Source organism: Streptococcus australis, from assembly GCF_003943615.1.
Lineage (GTDB): Bacteria > Bacillota > Bacilli > Lactobacillales > Streptococcaceae > Streptococcus > Streptococcus australis_C.
This window is the reverse complement of record NZ_RJPZ01000002.1, coordinates 327,375-347,140: the sequence shown is the minus strand read 5'-3', so window position 1 is coordinate 347,140 and position 19,766 is coordinate 327,375. Positions and strand designations below refer to the sequence as shown.

At 43.3% G+C, this 19,766-nt stretch carries 17 protein-coding genes; 11 read left to right on the top strand and 6 right to left on the bottom strand.

Going from position 1 to position 19,766, the window contains the following annotated elements; all coding sequences use genetic code 11:
• Nucleotides 1–174: 174 nt before the first annotated feature.
• Together D8785_RS03555 and D8785_RS03550 are read left to right on the top strand one after the other, a co-directional pair.
• Nucleotides 175–1,452 (top strand): CapA family protein, encoded by a 1,278-nt coding sequence (locus D8785_RS03555; RefSeq protein WP_260469863.1) that lies wholly within the window; start codon nucleotides 175–177, stop codon nucleotides 1,450–1,452.
• 18 nt (nucleotides 1,453–1,470) lie between these two features.
• Nucleotides 1,471–3,138: a MutS-related protein gene (locus D8785_RS03550; RefSeq protein ID WP_125374515.1), complete on the top strand. Its 1,668-nt coding sequence runs from the start codon at nucleotides 1,471–1,473 to the stop codon at nucleotides 3,136–3,138.
• A gap of 110 nt (nucleotides 3,139–3,248) precedes the next feature.
• Here the strand turns inward: D8785_RS03550 and D8785_RS03545 are convergent, their stop codons facing one another.
• Nucleotides 3,249–4,124 carry an AraC family transcriptional regulator gene (locus D8785_RS03545; protein ID WP_125374514.1) on the bottom strand — a complete coding sequence of 292 codons (876 nt, stop codon included), beginning with the start codon at nucleotides 4,122–4,124 and terminating at the stop codon, nucleotides 3,249–3,251.
• 249 nt (nucleotides 4,125–4,373) lie between these two features.
• Between D8785_RS03545 and D8785_RS03540 the strand changes: the two genes are divergently transcribed.
• The 5 genes from D8785_RS03540 (at nucleotide 4,374) to D8785_RS03520 (ending at nucleotide 10,083) form a co-directional block, all read left to right on the top strand.
• Complete coding sequence (locus D8785_RS03540; RefSeq protein ID WP_125374513.1) at nucleotides 4,374–5,207, top strand: HAD family hydrolase; 834 nt, start codon at nucleotides 4,374–4,376, stop codon at nucleotides 5,205–5,207.
• Between the two features lie 52 nt (nucleotides 5,208–5,259).
• Nucleotides 5,260–5,892, top strand: a complete 633-nt coding sequence (locus D8785_RS03535) for an SGNH/GDSL hydrolase family protein (protein ID WP_125374512.1) — start codon at nucleotides 5,260–5,262, stop codon at nucleotides 5,890–5,892.
• Nucleotides 5,893–6,224: 332 nt separating this feature from the next.
• Complete coding sequence (gene spxB / locus D8785_RS03530) at nucleotides 6,225–8,000, top strand: pyruvate oxidase (protein WP_023024318.1); 1,776 nt, start codon at nucleotides 6,225–6,227, stop codon at nucleotides 7,998–8,000.
• 87 nt (nucleotides 8,001–8,087) lie between these two features.
• Nucleotides 8,088–8,435 carry a VOC family protein gene (locus tag D8785_RS03525; protein ID WP_125374511.1) on the top strand — a complete coding sequence of 116 codons (348 nt, stop codon included), beginning with the start codon at nucleotides 8,088–8,090 and terminating at the stop codon, nucleotides 8,433–8,435.
• A gap of 208 nt (nucleotides 8,436–8,643) precedes the next feature.
• Nucleotides 8,644–10,083: a 6-phospho-beta-glucosidase gene (locus tag D8785_RS03520; RefSeq protein WP_125374510.1), complete on the top strand. Its 1,440-nt coding sequence runs from the start codon at nucleotides 8,644–8,646 to the stop codon at nucleotides 10,081–10,083.
• Nucleotides 10,084–10,209: 126 nt separating this feature from the next.
• Here D8785_RS03520 and D8785_RS03515 read toward each other — a convergent pair whose 3' ends face one another.
• Nucleotides 10,210–10,743 carry a hypothetical protein gene (locus tag D8785_RS03515; protein ID WP_125374509.1) on the bottom strand — a complete coding sequence of 178 codons (534 nt, stop codon included), beginning with the start codon at nucleotides 10,741–10,743 and terminating at the stop codon, nucleotides 10,210–10,212.
• A gap of 203 nt (nucleotides 10,744–10,946) precedes the next feature.
• Between D8785_RS03515 and D8785_RS03510 the strand changes: the two genes are divergently transcribed.
• Both D8785_RS03510 and D8785_RS03505 read left to right on the top strand, forming a co-directional pair.
• Nucleotides 10,947–11,636 (top strand): response regulator transcription factor, encoded by a 690-nt coding sequence (locus D8785_RS03510; protein ID WP_125374508.1) that lies wholly within the window; start codon nucleotides 10,947–10,949, stop codon nucleotides 11,634–11,636.
• On the top strand, nucleotides 11,636–12,517 hold the full coding sequence (locus tag D8785_RS03505; RefSeq protein WP_125374507.1) for a sensor histidine kinase: 882 nt from the start codon (nucleotides 11,636–11,638) through the stop codon (nucleotides 12,515–12,517). Before D8785_RS03510 ends, D8785_RS03505 begins: the two co-directional genes overlap by 1 nt.
• Before the next feature lie 30 nt (nucleotides 12,518–12,547).
• On the opposite strand, the gene D8785_RS03500 is transcribed toward D8785_RS03505, so the two are convergent.
• From D8785_RS03500 to pabB, 4 genes are all read right to left on the bottom strand, one after another.
• A complete protein-coding gene (locus tag D8785_RS03500) occupies nucleotides 12,548–13,300 on the bottom strand; it encodes an ABC transporter permease (protein ID WP_125374506.1) in 753 nt (250 codons plus the stop codon).
• A 56-nt stretch (nucleotides 13,301–13,356) separates the two neighbouring features.
• Nucleotides 13,357–14,265 (bottom strand): ABC transporter ATP-binding protein, encoded by a 909-nt coding sequence (locus D8785_RS03495; RefSeq protein ID WP_023027225.1) that lies wholly within the window; start codon nucleotides 14,263–14,265, stop codon nucleotides 13,357–13,359.
• A gap of 164 nt (nucleotides 14,266–14,429) precedes the next feature.
• The gene (locus D8785_RS03490; RefSeq protein WP_125374505.1) at nucleotides 14,430–15,044 is read right to left on the bottom strand and encodes an alpha/beta fold hydrolase; all 615 of its coding nucleotides are present in this window, start codon (nucleotides 15,042–15,044) and stop codon (nucleotides 14,430–14,432) included.
• On the bottom strand, nucleotides 15,044–16,771 hold the full coding sequence (gene pabB, locus D8785_RS03485; RefSeq protein ID WP_125374504.1) for an aminodeoxychorismate synthase component I: 1,728 nt from the start codon (nucleotides 16,769–16,771) through the stop codon (nucleotides 15,044–15,046). Before pabB ends, D8785_RS03490 begins: the two co-directional genes overlap by 1 nt.
• A gap of 118 nt (nucleotides 16,772–16,889) precedes the next feature.
• Between pabB and D8785_RS03480 the strand changes: the two genes are divergently transcribed.
• Nucleotides 16,890–17,930, top strand: coding sequence for an acyltransferase family protein (locus tag D8785_RS03480; protein WP_125374503.1), 1,041 nt, complete (start codon nucleotides 16,890–16,892; stop codon nucleotides 17,928–17,930).
• A 114-nt stretch (nucleotides 17,931–18,044) separates the two neighbouring features.
• Nucleotides 18,045–19,658, top strand: coding sequence for a glycoside hydrolase family 13 protein (locus tag D8785_RS03475; RefSeq protein ID WP_125374502.1), 1,614 nt, complete (start codon nucleotides 18,045–18,047; stop codon nucleotides 19,656–19,658).
• Nucleotides 19,659–19,766 lie beyond the last annotated feature (108 nt).

Sequence of the window (19,766 nt, the reverse complement as noted above, 5' to 3'; positions counted from 1 at the left end):
GTTTAGGTCAGTCTGTTTTCTTTTGTCAAAATTGTGTTACAATGAAAAAAAGGCCTGATAGATGACGGAGTGGCCTTTGATGAGAGCAAGAGAAATGGATAGAAAGAGAAGAAGATGAAGAATTGGAAGGATCTCCTAAAGAGATGGAGTGAGCTTGGGAAAGATATCCTCACGATGCTAAATGAATGGCTTGATATTGGCTTGGGAAAGGTGACTGCTTTTCGCTTGACCAACGAACAGTTTGTCTATGGATTACTGATTACAGTATTTGCGGCCGCGAATCTGGTTTTATGGGTTCAAAAATGGAATGGTTTCCCCATTACAGCACTAGAGATGCCGGAAGTGGTTGAAAAGCAAGAAGAAATCCATCCGGATCAGTTGCCGCATACAGCTCGGATCATGGCAAATGGAGACCAACTCTACCATGACTTGGTTTATATTAGTGCCGCCAAGGAAGATGGAAGCTATGATTTTTCTGAGAATTATCACTATGCTCAGGAATGGTTGAAGCAAGGGGATCTGGTCTTGGGAGATTTTGAAGGAACCATCAATTCGGATTATGGACTTTCGGGTTATCCACTTTTCAATGCCCCTGGTGCGGTCGTTGCTTCGATTAAGGATGCAGGCTATCAGGTGATGGACCTGGGGCATAACCATATCCTCGATTCTGGCTTGGAAGGGCTGTTTTCGACTGCGAAAGCCTTTGAAGATGCAGGGATCCAAACGGTTGGTGTCTATCCGCATGAGATGCGAGATCAAGCCCCTATCCTGATCAAGGAAGTAAATGGAATCAAGATTGCAATTTTGGCTTATTCCTACGGCTTTAATGGGATGGAGTATAATCTGGAACAAGAGGACTATGACAATCGTCTATCGGATCTCAATGAGGAGCGGATGCGTCAAGAAATCCAAAAAGCTGAGATGGAAGCGGACATTACCATTGTCATGCCTCAGATGGGGATTGAATATGATTTAGAGCCAACAGAGGAACAAAAGGAACTATACCATAAGATGATTTCTTGGGGAGCTGATATTGTCTTGGGTGGCCATCCTCACGTCGTCCAACCAGCCGAGATTGTGGATAAGGATGGGCAACAGAAGTTGATTATTTATTCGATGGGGAATTTCCTTTCGAATCAGCGACTGGAAACCATGGAAGGGATAGACAATGCTCAATGGACCGAACGGGGTGTCCTGATGGATATAACCATTGAGAAGGTAGGACGTAAGACTCGGATCAAAACAGCAACAGCTCATCCTACTTGGGTCAACCGGACGCCAAAGGACAGTTATTCTCCTGAAGGCTATGAACTCTATCATTTCCAGACCTATATCTTGGAGGACTGGATTGAGGGAGGCAAGTATCGGGATCAATTGGATGACGAAACAAAGGCGCGTGTCGATACAGCCTACCAGGAAGTGAAAGAACGTGTGAATTTGAATTGGCAATAGGAAGGGGCGAATGAAGGAATGGACAAACTTGGATGGTTACCAATTGGATTTGTTGGACTGATCATCGTTATGACTCTAACAAATCAGCTATCAACGATTCTTCTGAGAAAAAAATTAGCCAAGGCTTGGGAGGGTAAACCTTTTTTCATAAAAAAAGATAGTGAAGAAAGTTTAGCGGAAACAATGCTCTTGGCTTCTGCACTCCAACCGACAGATAGCCAAGTAGACGGTCAGACTTGGCATGATTTGGACCTCTATAGAGTCTTTGATCAGTTGAATTATACACAGTCTAGTATAGGGGCTGAGGCCTTGTATCAGAAGATGCGTTTGATTAAATTTCAACCAGAAGCATCCTTGCAGGAGTTAGAGGATTTTTTTGACCATCACCCTGATCTTCGTCTCAAGGTTCAAGTTGTCATGAACCAATTAGGAAAAAAGAACCACAATATGGCTAGAAGTATTGTGGCTAATCCAGGGAAACAGGATTCGAAGATCTATCTTTCTCTCTATATTTTCTTAGCCTGTTTGCCGGTCTTCTCTCTTTTCTTCCTTCCATTTTTTAAAATTCAAGCGATGATGGTCTTGGTGGCGAGTGCGACCTTCAATATCATTTTTTCGAGCATTCGGAATTGGTCGAATAAAATGCGCTTGGATCGAGTTAGTTACTTGGTTCGTATCTTTGCTTCAGCGGAAAAGCTTAGCCATTTAGCGATTCCAAAACAAGAAGCCCTCAAACAGGCTGTCCAACCATTTAAGAAGACGAAAGTTATTTCCGGAATCTTACAAAGTCCAACAGGAAGCTCAGATATGGAAATTATTCTGATTTACCTTAATTTTCTTTTCTTAATTCCGCAGATTGCTCAAGTTTATATCTATCAGCAAGTGAGGATTCATCAGAAAGAAGCTCAGGAAGCGATCAATCTTTTGGGAGAATTGGAAGTAGCCATCAGCCTTCTACGCCATAAGCGTGATGTTGATTTGGTCTGTCATCCCAGCTTTAAACAAGAAGTCGGGATTAAAGGTAAGGGAGTCTACCATCCTTTACTAACGGATCCGGTTGCTAACGATGTTCGTTTTGAAAAAAATATGGTGATTAGTGGAGATAATGCCTCAGGGAAATCTACTTATCTGAAAATGGTAGCTATTAACTGTATTCTAGCTCAGGGCTTGGGCTTCGCCTATGGTGAAAGTTTGGAGCTTTCTTATGGACATGTCATGACCTCTATGGATGTCAGTGATGATATCGAGGTTGGAGATAGTTATTTTATTACAGAGAGCAAAACGATTCTCCGAATGATTGAGAGTCTGGAAAAGTCTGGTTTTCATTATTTCTTTATTGATGAACTCTTTAAGGGAACCAATACCATTGAGCGAATTGGATCTGGCTTGGGGATTGTCCGCTGGCTATCTAGACACGATTGCTTGTATATGATTTCGAGTCATGATATTGAGTTAGTCGCGGCGTCTGGTGCAGTCAATGATAATTATCATTTTGATAGTCGTTATGTTGACGGGGAAATTGTCTTTGATTATCAGATAAAGCAGGGGGCGGCAGTAACGAAGAATGCGGTCAATACATTAAAAAGCCTCCATTTTCCTTCAGAAATCACTCAAACTTCTCAAGAATTAATAAGGCAATATGAAGAAACAGGGAAATGGTCTTTACATAGCATGATTGAGAGCTAAAGATGTAAGTTGCTTCGTTTTATCTGATATTTCTACTGGTAAAAAACTAAAAGCCCCTGGAACATAAGTTTCAATTGTGTTCAGGGGGCTTTTATTATTTGATCCATTGATTAAAGACAAGCTTTTCGGTATTGACTTGGAGTGATCTGATAGTATTTCTTGAATTGGCGATTAAAGTTTGAGAGGTTGTTGAAGCCAGATTGGCTAGCGATATCAATAATTGCCAGATCAGAATGCTGGAGGAGATGGGCAGCTTTTTTCAGACGATATTGAATGATGTACTCCATACAAGAGATCCCTAATTGTTTCTTAAAGAAATTCATAAAGTGGGTCGGACTAAAGTGGCACAAGTCTGCTAATTGCTCAATCATGAGCTCCTCTTGGTAATGGTTCGAAATATGATCGAGGACCAAACGGATTTTTTCTTCTCTTCGATAAGCATCCGTTGAAAACTTCTTCTCGACAATATAGTGGTGGGAGAAGAGGAGATAGAGGAGTTCATTGAGCTGGGATTTGAGTCGGAGTTCATAGAAGGGACCTTGTTCTCTTCCATTTGCCATACAGGCTAAGAGGCTCTGTTTGATTTCTTCGTAACCGGGTGATTGGACTTGAATCCGTCGGACAAATTCAAAATCACCATTGTAGAGGGGTTGTAAATATTTTAGAGTGGCAATATTTTTATGAGTAATCCCAATCAGGTCCAGATTAAAATGGAGGACATCCATGGTATGGGAAGAACTCTGGATGGGATGAATGGAGTGAAGGGCATTAGGGCGGATCAAAATAATATCGCCTGGTTGACTATGAAAATATTCATAGTCGATATGGAATTGAGCAGTCCCTTCGTTGACATAAATAATCTCAATATCAGTGTGCCAATGAAATAAAATATCCGGTTGGCCATTTTGGGTGCGAATCTGTTTGATTGAAAAAGGGAAATCGCTATTGGTAAAGGATGTTTGGCGGTATAAGGTCTTTGTGTTCATGCCTACCTCTTAGATCTTTTTCGGGAGTAGCAGACGCTTTGGCTAGGTGTGAGAGAGGGTCTGCTAGTTACTTCATACAGGGAAAATCTATTATCTATATTATAATAAAATTGGACCGAAAATTAAAGAGGATTCGGTGGAATTTCTAAAATTTTAAGGATGGGGAGAAGGGAGCGTTTGTGGCAAAGAAGGCCCAAAATGACTAGGAAATGGTGTATAATAGGGACAAGATAGAAAGAGGTGGCTGGTATGATACAAATGATTGCGACAGACATGGACGGTACTCTGATGGATGCGCAAGGAGAGGTTGACCGTGAGCGTCTGAGCCGCATCTTGGATCAGCTAGACCAAAGAGGGATTCCCTTTGTTATTGCGACGGGGAATGGCTATAGCCGTATGGCTCATGTCTTGGGAGAGCTGAAAGATCGTGTCACCTTGGTTCTAGCCAATGGTGCACGGATATTAGAGAAGGGAAAGCTCATCCGAGAGTGTAGCTGGCCTGAAGAGCTGGTGCAGGAGGTCTTGCGTTATCTAGAAGGTCGAGAAGAAGAACTTCATCTGGTCGTCAGTAGCCTATCTGGAGCCTATGCCAAGAAAGGAACAGAGTTTCCTCTTTTAGAGCAATTGATGACGCCTGAGTTAGCTACAGCTTTTTACAGACGGATGCGCTTTGTGGATGATTTGGTCCAAGAGCATGGTGAGCAGGTTCTGAAGATAAGTGTCGTCACTGACACTGAAAAAGTCGAAGTCTTTGTGCAAGAGTTGCGCGAAGAGTTTGGGGAGCGCCTGCTTCCGGCAGCTAGTGGTTATGGAGCCATCGATATTCTGCAACCGGAGGTCAATAAGGCTACAGCTATTCAATTCTTGGAAGAACACTGGGGCGTTGATGGTGGGCATTTAATAGCATTTGGCGATAGCCAAAACGATGTGGAAATGCTGGAGTTAGCGACCTATTCCTATGCGATGGAAAATGCGGACGTCCATGCTCGACAAGCAGCCCGTTATACAGCGCCATCTCACCAAGAAGGTGGGGTTTATGAAATGATTGAAGCCTATTTGGACGGAAGACTAAGTTTCGACTAGGCGAGTAATCTACCGCACATAGTTTCTACCATACGAATCGAAAGGAGTCTTTATGGCTGTACAATTATTGGAGACCTGGCTCTTGAAAGAACAGGCAAAAATACAACAGAACTACCGAGAGCTGAATCAAAATCCTTTGAAGGAACCCGATATTCTTTTTATAGGAGACTCTATCATCGAATACTATCCTCTGCAAGAGTTGCTTTTGACGGATCAGTATATGGTGAATCGGGGAATCAGAGGCTACAAGACAGACCTCTTAAGAGAGAATCTAGATGCCCATATTTTTGGTCAAGCAGTGGATAAGATTTTCTTACTAATCGGAACCAATGACATTGGCAAGGAAATGCCCCTGTCAGAAACCATTGATAACATGTCCATAATCCTACAGGAGATGGTGCGACTCTTGCCCTTGGCGCAAATCAAACTTGTTTCGGTTCTCCCTGTGAATGAGGGAGAAAACTACAAGGGGACAGTCTATATCCGGACCAATCAAAAGATTCAGACCTTGAATCAGGCTTATCATGAGCTGGCTCAAGGAATGATGAATGTCGAATTTATCAATGTTTTTGAGAGCTTGATCGGTGAAGATGGTCAGCTCAAACCGGCTTATACAACAGATGGTCTTCATTTAACAATTGAAGGATACAGGGTCTTGAGTAAGGCTATTCAAAACGAACTATAACCCATCCTAGCAGGGAAAATCTATTTTCTGCTAGGATTTTTTGATACCTTCTGTGGAACAGTTTGGGAATATGCTCCATTTTGTACTAATTTTATAACAGCTAGAAACCTTGTTGTTGTGCGGTTTATCCCTTCTGTTATAAAATAGTTTGCAGAAACAGAACAGATTTCGCTGTTGTGTTATGTAATAGTTCCAGGTGTTCAGTGAGCATATTCTTATACAAGGGCAATAAAACGTGATAAATTGATATAGTAAAGTTGTTTGAAACGTTTTCACTCTTTGTCGAATTCAGTTCAAAGGCTGACAATTATTTTTATTGAAGGAGAGTTTTAATGACTCAAGGGAAAATTACTGCTTCTGCAGCAATGCTCAACGTATTGAAAACATGGGGCGTAGACACTATCTACGGTATCCCATCAGGAACACTCAGCTCATTGATGGACGCTTTGGCTGAAGACAAAGATATCCGTTTCTTGCAAGTTCGCCACGAAGAAACAGGTGCTCTTGCAGCGGTTATGCAAGCTAAATTTGGTGGTTCTATCGGTGTTGCAGTTGGTTCAGGTGGACCTGGTGCCACTCACTTGATCAACGGTGTTTACGATGCAGCTATGGATAACACTCCATTCCTCGCGATCCTTGGATCACGTCCAAACAACGAGCTCAACATGGATGCCTTCCAAGAGCTTAACCAAAACCCAATGTACAACGGTATCGCTGTTTACAACAAACGTGTCGCTTACGCAGAGCAATTGCCAAAAGTTATTGACGAAGCTTGCCGTGCTGCTGTTTCTAAAAAAGGTCCAGCCGTTGTTGAAATTCCAGTAAACTTTGGTTTCCAAGAAATCGACGAAAACTCATACTACGGTTCAGGTTCATACGAGCGTTCATTTATCGCTCCTGCTTTGAACGAAGTTGAAATTGATAAAGCTGTTGAAATCTTGAACAATGCTGAACGTCCAGTTATCTACGCTGGTTACGGTGGTGTAAAAGCTGGTGAAGTGATTACTGAATTGTCACGTAAAATCAAAGCACCAATCATCACAACTGGTAAAAACTTCGAAGCTTTCGAATGGAACTACGAAGGTTTAACTGGTTCTGCTTACCGTGTTGGTTGGAAACCAGCCAACGAAGTGGTCTTTGAAGCAGACACAGTTCTTTTCCTTGGTTCAAACTTCCCATTTGCTGAAGTTTACGAAGCCTTCAAAAACACTGAAAAATTCATCCAAGTAGACATCGACCCTTACAAACTTGGTAAACGTCATGCCCTTGACGCATCTATCCTTGGTGACGCAGGTCAAGCAGCGAAAGCGATCCTTGACAAAGTAAACCCAGTTGAGTCTACTCCATGGTGGCGTGCAAACGTGAAGAACAACCAAAACTGGCGTGATTACATGAACAAGCTCGAAGGTAAAACTGAGGGTGAATTGCAATTGTACCAAGTCTACAATGCCATCAACAAATACGCTGATGAAGATGCGATCTACTCAATCGACGTCGGTAACTCAACTCAAACATCTACTCGTCACCTTCACATGACACCTAAGAATATGTGGCGTACATCTCCACTCTTTGCAACAATGGGTATCGCAATCCCTGGTGGTATCGCTGCTAAGAAAGACAATCCAGACCGCCAAGTATGGAATATCATGGGTGACGGAGCCTTCAACATGGTGTACCCAGACGTGATCACAAACGTTCAATACAACCTTCCAGTTATCAACGTTGTCTTCACAAACGATGAGTATGCCTTCATCAAGAACAAATACGAAGATACAAACAAACACTTGTTTGGTGTAGACTTTACAAATGCTGACTACGCGAAAATTGCTGAAGCACAAGGTGCAGTTGGATTTACCGTTAACCGTATCGAAGATATCGATGCAGTTGTCGCTGAAGCTGTTAAACTCAACAAAGAAGGTAAAACTGTTGTGATCGATGCTCGCATCACACAACACCGTCCACTTCCAGTAGAAGTACTTGAGTTGGATCCAAAACTTCATTCAGAAGAGGCGATCAAAGCCTTCAAGGAAAAATACGAAGCAGAAGAACTCGTACCATTCCGTCTCTTCTTGGAAGAAGAAGGGTTGCAATCACGCGCAATCAAATAATTCCTCTCGTCGAATTTATTCTTTGATTTTCACAGAGTGGAACTTAAAAAGATCGGAGCCATCCGGTCTTTTTCTGGAGGATAACAAATGAATTTAAATCAATTAGATATTATCGTTTCAAATGCTCCCCAAGTCTGTTCTGACTTGGAGCGTCTTTTGGATAAAAAGGCTGATTATGTTGATGATGGTTTTGCTCAGTTTACAATTGGCAGTCATTGTCTCATGTTATCACAAAATCACCTGATTCCTTTGGAAGATTTTCAGTCAGGAATCATTCTTCACATTGAGGTTGAGGATGTAGACCAGAACTACAAACGGTTGAAAGAGCTTGGCGCTGAAATATTACATGGCCCAGCTGCAACTGATTGGGGAACAGAATCTTTGCTAGTTAAAGGCCCTGCTGGTCTAGTCATTGATTTTTATCGTATGAAATAGGACGTTTAGTCATTTGAAGTCAACCTTAATTATTCTTAAAACAGAATGTGAAAATATGAACTATTGAAAGATCGGAGTCATCCGGTCTTTTTATGTTGCGCTTGAATAGAAACAATCTTAGAATAGTATCAGTTTTTCCTAGGATGCTGTAAGACTTTCGGATTAGACAGGGATATAATAGATTTAAGGATGAAAGCGAGGTAGGAATATGACTGACAAACTACAATTTCCAGATGGTTTCCTTTGGGGTGGGGCGACGGCTGCCAACCAATGTGAAGGAGCTTATAATGAAGATGGCCGCGGCTTGGCCAATGTGGATGTGGTACCGATTGGGCCTGATCGTCACGCGATTATTACGGGTCAGAAAAAGATGTTCGACTTTGAAGAGGGCTATTTTTACCCAGCTAAAGATGGCATTGATATGTACCATCGCTACAAGGAAGACATTGCCCTTTTTGGGGAAATGGGCTTTAAAACTTATCGACTTTCTATTGCTTGGTCACGGATCTTCCCACAAGGGGATGAACTGGAGCCAAACGAAGCAGGTCTCCAATTTTATGAAGACCTCTTTAAGGAGTGTCACAAGTATGGCATTGAGCCCTTGGTGACCATTACCCACTTTGACTGTCCTATGCATTTGATTACCGAGTATGGAGGCTGGCGTAGTCGCAAGATGTTGGAATACTATGAACGTCTCTGCCGGACACTCTTCACTCGCTACAAGGGCTTGGTCAACTACTGGCTAACCTTTAATGAAATCAATATGATCCTCCATGCGCCATTTATGGGAGCGGGTCTCTGCTTCGAGGAAGGGGAGAATGAGGAGCAGGTCAAATACCAAGCAGCCCACCATGAGTTGGTGGCTTCAGCCATTGCCACCAAGCTTGCCCATGAGATTGATCCAAACAACAAGGTCGGCTGTATGCTGGCAGCAGGGCAAAACTACCCACATACTTGTGCTCCACGAGATGTTTGGGCGGGTCTAGAAGAAGACCGCAAGAACTATTTCTTTATCGATGTGCAGGCGCGTGGGGAATACCCTAATTATGCTAAAAAAGAGTGGGAACGTCAGGGAATCACGGTTGAGATGACCGAGCAGGACCTTCAATTGTTGAAAGACTATACGGTGGACTTTATTTCCTTCTCCTACTATGCCAGTCGGGTCGCTTCAGGCGATCCAGCTGAAAGGGAGAAAACAGCGGGCAATATCTTTGCTTCTCTGAAGAATCCCTACTTAGAAAGCTCAGGATGGGGTTGGCAGATTGACCCTCTTGGTCTCCGCATTACCCTCAATACCATCTGGGATCGTTATCAAAAGCCTATGTTTATCGTGGAAAATGGATTAGGGGCAGTGGATACACCTAATGAAGCGGGGGAAATCGAGGATGATTATCGGATTGACTACCTGGCTGCCCACATCAAGGCTATGCGAGATGCCATCCATGAAGACGGCGTCGTCCTCTGGGGCTATACGACTTGGGGTTGTATTGACCTGGTCTCTGCCGGAACAGGAGAAATGAAGAAGCGCTATGGCTTTATCTATGTCGATCGGGACAATGAAGGAAAAGGAACTCTAGCCCGTTCGCGCAAGAAATCCTTCTATTGGTACAAAGAAGTCATTGCGACCAATGGGGCCTCTGTTAAATAAACGTCTCCTGTAGAGCTTCGCCAACTTCTGGATGACTCTCTGACAGCAAACTAAAAAGCTTAGAATCCCAACTGCAAGCTGGGGTCCTAAGCTTTTTGTATGTCATTAAGGCAAGTCCTTATTGATTTACTGGTCGTAGTCTAAGACATTGTTTTCGATGACAAACTTAGATTCAGCGGAAATGTTGGCTTCTCCTAGTTGCAACTGTGAACTTCCGTCTGGTTTCATGATGTGCCACTGACCGTCCTTGTGGGCAAAGATAGCCTGAAATGTGACGTTATCACTCTTGTCCCGAATGGGTAGAACAAACGCTTGATCTGTATTCTCTAAGAGTATCTCTTCTTTTTTTTCAAAGTTATAGATATAAAATTGCCCAGTTCTTTGTCCCAAACCATGAAGTTCATCGACTTTTTGCCAATTTTCAAAATTTTTCTGAATTAGGGAATCATTAAAAATCTTGTTGAAGGTTTCGTTCCGTTTCTTGGTTTCTTCCTCGTCTAGTGTTTTCTGAAACTCTGCAACCTTTTTAGTCGTTTGGACGGTTTGTCTATTTTGCTCCCTGATTTGCTGGCGATGGATGACTCGCATCATTCTTGCACCAACGCCCAGGATGACGAGAATGGATACAAGGCTGATTTGAGTTTTGGCATTTTTTTTCATAGATGATTCTCCCTATTGTGTCATTGGTCCTATTATACCCTTTGAAAGAAAGGATAGTCAAGTTCATCTTGTGATGACCTACCATGCAGCTCTACCTGGGGACTATAGGATTTTATCAGATTTTCATTGACGAAGGTCCCTTTATTTGATAGGCTAGGGGAATAGAAATGATTTCGTAAGCATAGAAAAGAGGAGTGAGGCAAGTGGCACGCATCTTATTAATTGAAGATAATAATGATATCCAAGAAATTTTGTATAGTCTCTTAAGCGAAGACCATGAGGTGCTTCAGGCTTTTTCAGGTACAGAAGGGCTGCGACTCTTCCAGCAAGAAAGCATTGATTTGGTCCTTCTCGATATCATGCTCCCTGGGAAAAATGGGGATCAGGTCCTTGAGGAAATCCGTTTGCAGAGTCAGGTACCGGTCATCATGATGACAGCTCTTGGTGATAAACACCTCATTAGCCAGTATCTCCTTGCAGGTGCCAATGATTATATCGTCAAGCCCTTTAATCTGGATGAGGTGGCGGCTCGGGTGACGGTGCAACTGAGAAGTAACCTCACTCCGGCACAGGAAGCTCCATCATCGAAAAAGCTGACTTTTAAAAATCTGGTTCTGAACCCAGAAAGCTTTGAACTGGAGTCTGGAGAAAAAACGCTTCGCTTAGGTAAAAAGGAATTTCAAATTTTTGAAACTTTATTGGCGCATCCAAAGAAGATTTTCACCAAAGAAGAATTGTATGAGGCAGTCTGGGAAGAAGTCTATCTGCCTGGAGACAATACGCTCAATGCCCAATTGAGCAATCTCCGAAAGAAAATTGCCCAACTCGATCCTAATGAGGATTACATTGAAACCGTCTGGGGCTTGGGTGTTCGCTTGAAAGGAGACAAATAATGTGGGGATTGGTTCTAGTTCTAGTCTTCCTTGTCCTTCTCTTGGGACTGGGCTATGTTCGCTTGCTTTCAGCTTTAAAGGATTTGCAGGAGCAGATTCAAAAGAAGCTCCAAAATGGGAGTGGGGTACGGTTGACGTCACGTGTTTCAAATAAAGAATTGGTCGCCTTGACCAAACAGGTCAGTGAGCTCTTTGACCAGATCGAGCGGACCAATCGGATTGCCTTTCAAGAGAAGAAAACCTTGGATATGGCCATCAGTAATATTGCTCACGATATTCGGACGCCTTTGACCATTGCGTCTGGTTATACCCAACAAATCATCAAGAGTGGGACGCAAGAAGAGGGAAAACTGAAAAAAATTGCTTCCAATCTTCAAGTCGTCTCAAAACGCTTGGAATCACTCTTGGAATACAGACGCTTGATGGAGGGTGCCATTCAGCCTCGGCTTTCAGACGTTAATCTCAGCCAAGTCCTAACTCAGCAGTTATTCCAGTATTATGATAGCTTGTCTGAGGCGGGGATTGCACTAGAGGTAGAGTTAGAAGAGCATCTCCATTATGCTACTGATCCTGAGCTTTGGGAGCGCCTCTTGCAAAATATGTTCAGCAATGTCCTCAAGCATGGGAAGGAAGAGGCCCGTTTGACCCTGACTTCTGATGCGGAGACAATTCGGGTCGAACTGCGAAATATTGTGCAACAGCCGATTCAACACTTAGACCAATTAGCTAGTCGCTTCTACTCCGAAAATCTATCGGACACAGAGGAGTCTTCTGGCCTGGGTCTCTACATCATTCAAAATTTTGTAGAAATCTTAGGGGGAGATTTGCAACTGGCAACGGAGGCAGATTGGTTTATCTTAACCATTACATTAAAACAGTAAGGCTTGACCAATCGTCAAGCCTTTTTGTTTTTATAAATCTTTGTGTTTAAAGGTAGCTAGTCCCAGGAATCCGAAAACAAGGATGAATCCAAGGGCGATAGAGAGGGTATTGTTTGTTGCTGTCGTACTTTGGACCATGGAATATTGGAATTCCAAGTTTAGATAGTGCAAAATGTCGATGTCTTTAAAGAAGAGCGCAGGAAGGCTTAAGAAGATATTTCCAACGAAGTAGCCAACGAAGGCCAAGGTGATGGATTGGCTAGCGTAAAGGAGGAAGGAAATGATGCTGACCCAAGCCAAGGTGGAGAGGAACTGAATCAGTAGGGTCAGTCCAAAATGAGCCAAGAAGTGATCTGGCATGGTGCCAAGTCCATTGTAGAGGGTCGCAATCAAGAAGACGAGACCATAAGAAACGAGGAATTGGAAAAGAGCAATGGTCAAGACAACAGCACTTTTAGCAAAGTAGTAGCTGGTGCGAGAGACGCCATAGGCCAAACTATTCTTGTATAAGTTTTGTGTTAAGTCTGTTCCCAGGACCAGGGTGATGACAATAATGGTAAAGAGGATGGTCACACTGATGCTGGAGGAATAGTTGGTCAAGGCTTTAAAGCCAGTCCAAACTTCGGTCGCTTGGGGTAATTTGGATTCCGTATTGACACCGACGTGTCCGGTAGCTCCAAAGATGACTCCAGACAGGATATTGAGAACGAGAATGGCTTCTGTAATCCAAAAACCTTTGGAGCGAAAAAGTCTATAAAAATCTGCTTGAATAGTATGCAACATGATAAATCTCCTAAATGAAATGTGTGGATAGGTTATACAGGAAGATGGTATTTGGACTAGTCTACCAAGTCTGTAAAGAATTTTTCTAGATCTTGGCGGGCATAGTAGATTTCGTCCACGTCAATATCCGCTTGAACGAGGGCTTTGACGATGACTTTAATATCGTGAGTCTGGCCAAAGATATGGATTTCTCCATCCTTATCGATGACCTTGATGCGATGATGGAGTTGATCCTGGATCAGTTGACTCGCGAGGGCTAGTTGATTGGTCTTGAGGATGATATAGTCTTCGCCTTGCTCCTCGAATTCGGCCTTGCTAATTTCTTTGATCAGGCGTCCTTGGTCGACAATGCCAAAGCGATTAGCAACCAGATAGAGTTCAGAGAGGATATGACTGGAAATGAGGATGGTCATGCCGAGTTCATCATTGAGGCGCTTGATCATCTGACGAAATTCCTTGATTCCGACCGGATCAAGACCATTGATGGGTTCGTCCAGAATGAGGAAGTCGGGTTTGGCAATGAGCGCAATGGCAATTCCCAACCGTTGTTTCATTCCCAGTGAAAAATCACGAAATTTTTTCTTGCCTGTATTACTCAGGCCGACATAGTTCAGAGTTTCTTTGATGACCTGGTCGGGGTTTGGGATATGGCGAGCCTTGCAATAGTAGACTAAGTTTTGATAGGCAGTCATATGTTTGTGTGCCACGGGACTCTCAATGACGGATCCGACACGTTTCAGGGCTTGGGTCCACTGGGAGCGATTTGTAGAAGCAAAGAGGGAGACGCTTCCGTCAGTTTCTTGAATTAGCTGGGTAATGACCTTGATGAGGGTGGTTTTCCCAGCTCCGTTCTTACCGATCAGGCCGTAGACATCACCTTTGCGAATGCTCAGATTCACATCGTTTAAGGCGTATTGTTGACCAAATTTTTTACTCAAATGGGAAATTTCTAATACTTTTTCCATGGTTTTCTCCTTCGTCCAAATGACTAGTTGTTTTCTTTACACTCTTAGTATACAGCTTGCTTTTCAAATAACTATCAAGCAATTCTAAAATATTTCTAAAATTTTAAAAAGTAAAAAAGAACAGTTAGACTATCTTGATTCAAGAAGGCTTCTGTCCTTTTTTACTAGATGTTCTTCAAAAACTCCTTGATGACTTGTGCCAGTTCATTGGGTTTCTGAGTATTGAGTAGATGGCCTCCATCTGCGATTTCTTGATAGTGCCCTTTGGGCAGGAGATTTGCCAACTTTTTCGAAGAAGCTTGATTGGCCCAATCTTTACTGCCACAAATCACTAAGCTAGGGAGCTGACAAGTTTTAGCAGTATTGGTTAGATTAAGACTTTTTAACTCGGTCAAGATTTGCAACATGTGCTGTTTGTTGGCCCCCTGCTTTTCAAAGACCTGTTTGGGAAGCAGACGAAAGAGGAGGATCTGGAGCCGATAGAGGAGATTGGTCTTGAGTTTGTATTGTGTCCCTGAGAGCACCAAGCCCTTGAGGTGTGGTAAGTCTTGGCTGGAGAGTTCAAGAGCGAGAACGCCACCCAGTGAGAGTCCAACCAGAATAAAGGGCTCGCTTTCTTGTTGGAGACACTCCGTCAGTCTTTCTTTGGCCTCCTGGTAGCTTTCGCTTGGATAAGAGAAAATAGCGAAAGAGTCAGAAGGCAAGGGGGAAAGTGCATCTTGAACACTTTGCCAAGAATGAGCATCCTGGCCTAGGCCATGTAAAAAAATAAGTTTCATTATGAGTACTTTCTTGTAAAATCGAGTGGATAAAGGCCACGAAGGGCATTGCAGGCATAGACTCTGTCAGCAACTTCTAAATCCTTCAGGGTCAAGAGTTTTTCCTCTACTTGTCCAGTTTCCAATAGATGGCGACGGTAGATCCCATCTAATAAAGGGAGGTGAGCTGGAGGAGTATAGAGTTGGCCCTTGATCTCTAGGATGAGATTGCCAATGGTCGTCTCTAGTAAGGTTCCGTCTTCTAAATAGTAGATCTGCTCCCGATCTGACTGGATGAGGTGGTCTCTCTGGCTCGTTTTAAAATAGGTAAAAGGTCGGTTTAATGGTGCAGTTTGTTCTCGTAATTGAGCCTGTAGATAGCTAGCTGGCAAGTCTGTTAGCTCCGTAATCGTCAGTTGGAAGTTTCCGTTTTTCTGCAAGGCTATCCGACAACGATAGTCAAGGCTAGAATCCACATGAGTGAGCTCTTCTTGAAGTTTGTTCAAGAGCTTTTGCTCATTATAAGGATAGGCAAAGTAGCGGCTGGCCTCTCTCAAACGGGTCAAGTGTTGCTTCAGGAAGGTCAACTCTCCTTGGTGGATACGACCAGTTGTCAAGAGATCAAATCGAGGCTCTTGACGGTAGAGAACAGCAGACTTTTGCTTAGTTTCCTGGTATTCGGATTTCCATTTACTGTCCCAAGTGATGCCCCCTCCTACGCCATAGATGGCTTTGGTACCTTGCATTTGAAGGGTTCGGATAGCCACATTGAAGATCCGTTTCCCTTTTGGAAGAAGGATACCGATCGTTCCACAGTAGACTCCGCGAGGAGCAGCCTCTGTCTTTTGAATAATTTCCATAGTAGAGATTTTCGGTGCCCCTGTAATCGAACCACAAGGAAAGAGGGCCTGGAAGGTTTGAACCAGGTCGATCTCTGGGCGCAAGCGACTTTCAATGGTCGACGTCATCTGCCAAACGGTAGAGTATTGCTCAACTTGGCAGAGACGGGTCACCTGCTCACTTCCAATTTCCGAAATCCGGTTCATATCATTGCGGAGGAGATCTACAATCATCATATTTTCCGCTCGATTTTTGGGGTCTGCTTCTAACCAAGCTGCCTCTTCAAGATCAGCTTGGTTGGTGAGGCCACGACGAGTAGTCCCCTTCATGGGGCGCGTGGTCAATAGCCGATCTTCTTGTTCAAAAAAGAGTTCAGGGCTGATAGAGAGGATGGACACATCATCGTGCTGGATAAAGGCATTGTAATGGGCCTTTTGCTCTACCACTAAGCGATTATAGATGGCCAAAGGATCAGCCTCTAGCTCTTGAGAAAGCTGGACGGTATAGTTGACCTGGTAGGTGTCTCCTTGACGGATGTGGTGATGGATGGTCTCAATGGCTTCTTGATAGGCAGGCGCCTTGACCTCTTCCTTCCAATTGGCAGGTAGATCCACAGCCTCATAGTCCTCTGGGAAAGGAAGGGTTTCTACTTTCTCGTGAATGGTGAAGTAGAGGAGATACTCTCCCATGAGAGGTGCAGGATGGACAGCTAATTTTTTCTCAAAAGCAGGAGCAGCCTCATAGCTGACATAGCCTACGGCATAAAAACCAGCTTCTTGGTAAGTTTCCACTTCTTTAAGAAGGTCCTCGACTTGATCTATGTCTCTGGTTTTTAATTCCCTTATGGGCTTGGTGAAAAGCTGTCGCAATCCAAGCTCTTTAAAATCAATAATCGTTTGTTTGTGCATGCTTTGAGTATATCAAAAATAAAGGGAAAAAGGTAGATAAGGATCCAAAGATTCCTTGCTTGGCCTTACCTTTCATGCTAAAATAACCATAGAATCTGCATTTAGCAAGGAGTCGGACATGAAAAAGAATCCCCTTTATAACACCTCCACGATAAGTCTCTTTCAATACCTTTTTGCGATTGCAGTGATTATGGTTCATAGTGGTCGCTTAACTTCCTATGAGCCGGTGCATTTTGCTCTTAAGAGCATCCTGGGAAGGATGGCGGTACCATTTTTTATCGTCTGTGCTAGCTTTTTCCTCAAGCAATCACTAAGGGATTCGAGGAAAATGAAGGCCTATCTGGTCAAAATCATAAAAACTTATTTATTTTGGAGTTGTGTCTATCTTCCATATGCCTGGTTCTTTTTTTCTAGTCTCAACCTCCCAGTATCTCTCTTTCTAACTAGCGTCCTCATCGCTCTGGTCTATTTGGGGATGTGTTACCAACTCTGGTATATCCCAGCTTTTTTGCTAGGTTTGTTTTTGGTCAATCAACTGGTCAAACGCTTGGGCATGGTTTGGGCGGGGGTGATCAGCTTGCTCCTCTATTGCTGGGGCTTGGTTGAGACCTATTCGGCTTATCTGGATACCACGAGTCTTCTCAAGGGCTACCAGCTCTACAGCAACTTATTTTTCACTGCTCGAAATGGATTCTTTTACACGCCTATTTTTATCTATATGGGTTACTATCTGTTTGATCATTTTCATTCACAAAATTTTAGGGTTCACCGTTGGCAAAAGGTTGCTCTGACTTTTGGTTTCCTCTGTTTAGAAGGCGTAGTTATTTTTCAACATGAAGGAATGGATAAGAACTTTTTCTTTCTTCTTCCTTTTGTGACGGTCTATTTGGTCAATGCTTGCCTAAAATCGTCCTTTTTAAAATCTTATGACTTACAGTATTTAAAACAGATGAGTATGGCACTTTACTTTTCGCATCCGATCTTCATCGAGTGGGCTCGCTATGGTTTTAGCAATCTCCCGCTTTCTTATCCAGACAGAGGCAAGCTGATTTTTGTGGTAGCCTTGGTTGGAAGCCATCTCTTTGGATTGGCCATGCTCTCTTATCACAATTGGCAAAATGAAAAGAGGATGAGAAGGCTAAAAAAGGAGGTTTTCTAAAGTGACTTCTTTTTTTATTTTAAAGGAGACTGATAGCCCCACTAAGAGTTGCAATTCCTTTCAAGTTTGGTTATGATGAAAGGGATTACAAGTGAAATCAAAAAGGAGAAGGGCATGAAGAAAAAATGGTGGCATGATGCTGTGATTTATCAAATCTATCCCAAGAGTTTTTCAGATAGCAATGGGGATGGAATCGGTGACCTCAAGGGGATCATCAGTAAGCTGGATTATTTGGAGAAATTAGGCATTACGGCCATTTGGCTGTCTCCTGTTTACCAAAGTCCTATGGATGATAATGGCTATGACATATCTGATTATGAGGATATTGCTGCTATCTTTGGGACCATGGAGGATATGGAGGAGCTGATTGCAGAAGGGCAAAAGCGCGGTATTAAGATCATTATGGATTTGGTGGTCAACCATACATCCGATGAGCATGCCTGGTTTATCGAAGCGAAAGAAAATCCAAACAGTCCGGAACGGGACTACTATATTTGGAGGGATCAACCCAATGATCTTCTCTCGAACTTCAGTGGTTCAGCTTGGGAATTTGATCCAGCTTCCCAGCAGTATTATTTGCACTTCTTTAGTAAGAAGCAACCGGACCTGAATTGGGAAAATGAAACCCTTCGGCAGAAGATTTACGACATGATGAATTTTTGGATTGACAAGGGGATCGGTGGTTTTCGGATGGATGTCATCGACATGATTGGGAAAATTCCGGATCAGAAGATCGTCGCCAATGGTCCCATGCTCCACCCCTATCTGAAAGAAATGAATCGAGCGACCTTCGGAGACAAGGATTTGTTGACGGTTGGGGAGACTTGGGGAGCTACACCTGAGATTGCCAAGCAATACTCTGGTCCTGACAATGAGGAATTGTCAATGGTCTTTCAATTTGAACACATCGGGCTTCTATTCCAAGAAGGCCAGCCAAAATGGCACTATGCGAAGAAGCTCAATGTTCCTAAGTTGAAAGAAATCTTCAACAAGTGGCAGACGGAACTGGTCATGGACGAAGGCTGGAACTCCCTCTTTTGGAACAACCATGACCTTCCTCGTGTTGTTTCTGCCTGGGGAGATGACCAAGCCTACCGGGTGAAGTCTGCTAAGGCTCTAGCCATTCTTCTTCATTTGATGAGAGGGACGCCTTATATCTACCAGGGAGAAGAGATTGGTATGACCAACTATCCTTTTAAGAGACTAGACGAAATCGAGGATATTGAGTCTATTAACTATGCCAAGGAAAGTCTAGAAAAGGGAGTAGACCTCGACACCATTATGGACCAGATCCGGCATATTGGCCGTGACAATGCTCGGACTCCTATGCAGTGGTCCAACCAGCCACAGGCTGGTTTTACGACCGGTCACCCTTGGCTAGTCGTCAATCCAAACTATCAGGAAATCAATGTAGAAGCAGCTTTGGCCGACCCCTCATCCATTTTTTATACCTATCAGCAATTGATTGCTCTCCGTAAAGACCAAGATTGGTTGATTTCTGCGGATTTTGAGCTACTTGATACAGCAGATCAAGTCTTTGCCTACCAACGTGTAGATGGGGACCAGCGCTATCTGATTGTGGTCAATCTGTCTAGCCAAATCCAGAGTTTTGAACTGGAGGACGACTACCAGACTGTCCTCATTAGCAATACAGAAGTAGAGCAGGTCAAAGAGAAGAAGGTATTGGAGCCTTGGGACGCTTTTTGTGTGCAACTAACTGAAGCTTAAGGACCTACAAAAAAGAAGCGGATAGCTTCTTTTTTTGTTTTAGAGGGAGCGAGGACTGTCCAATGGGAGGAGGCTCAGTCTGTCTGGTAGAAGTCCTATAGTTATTTT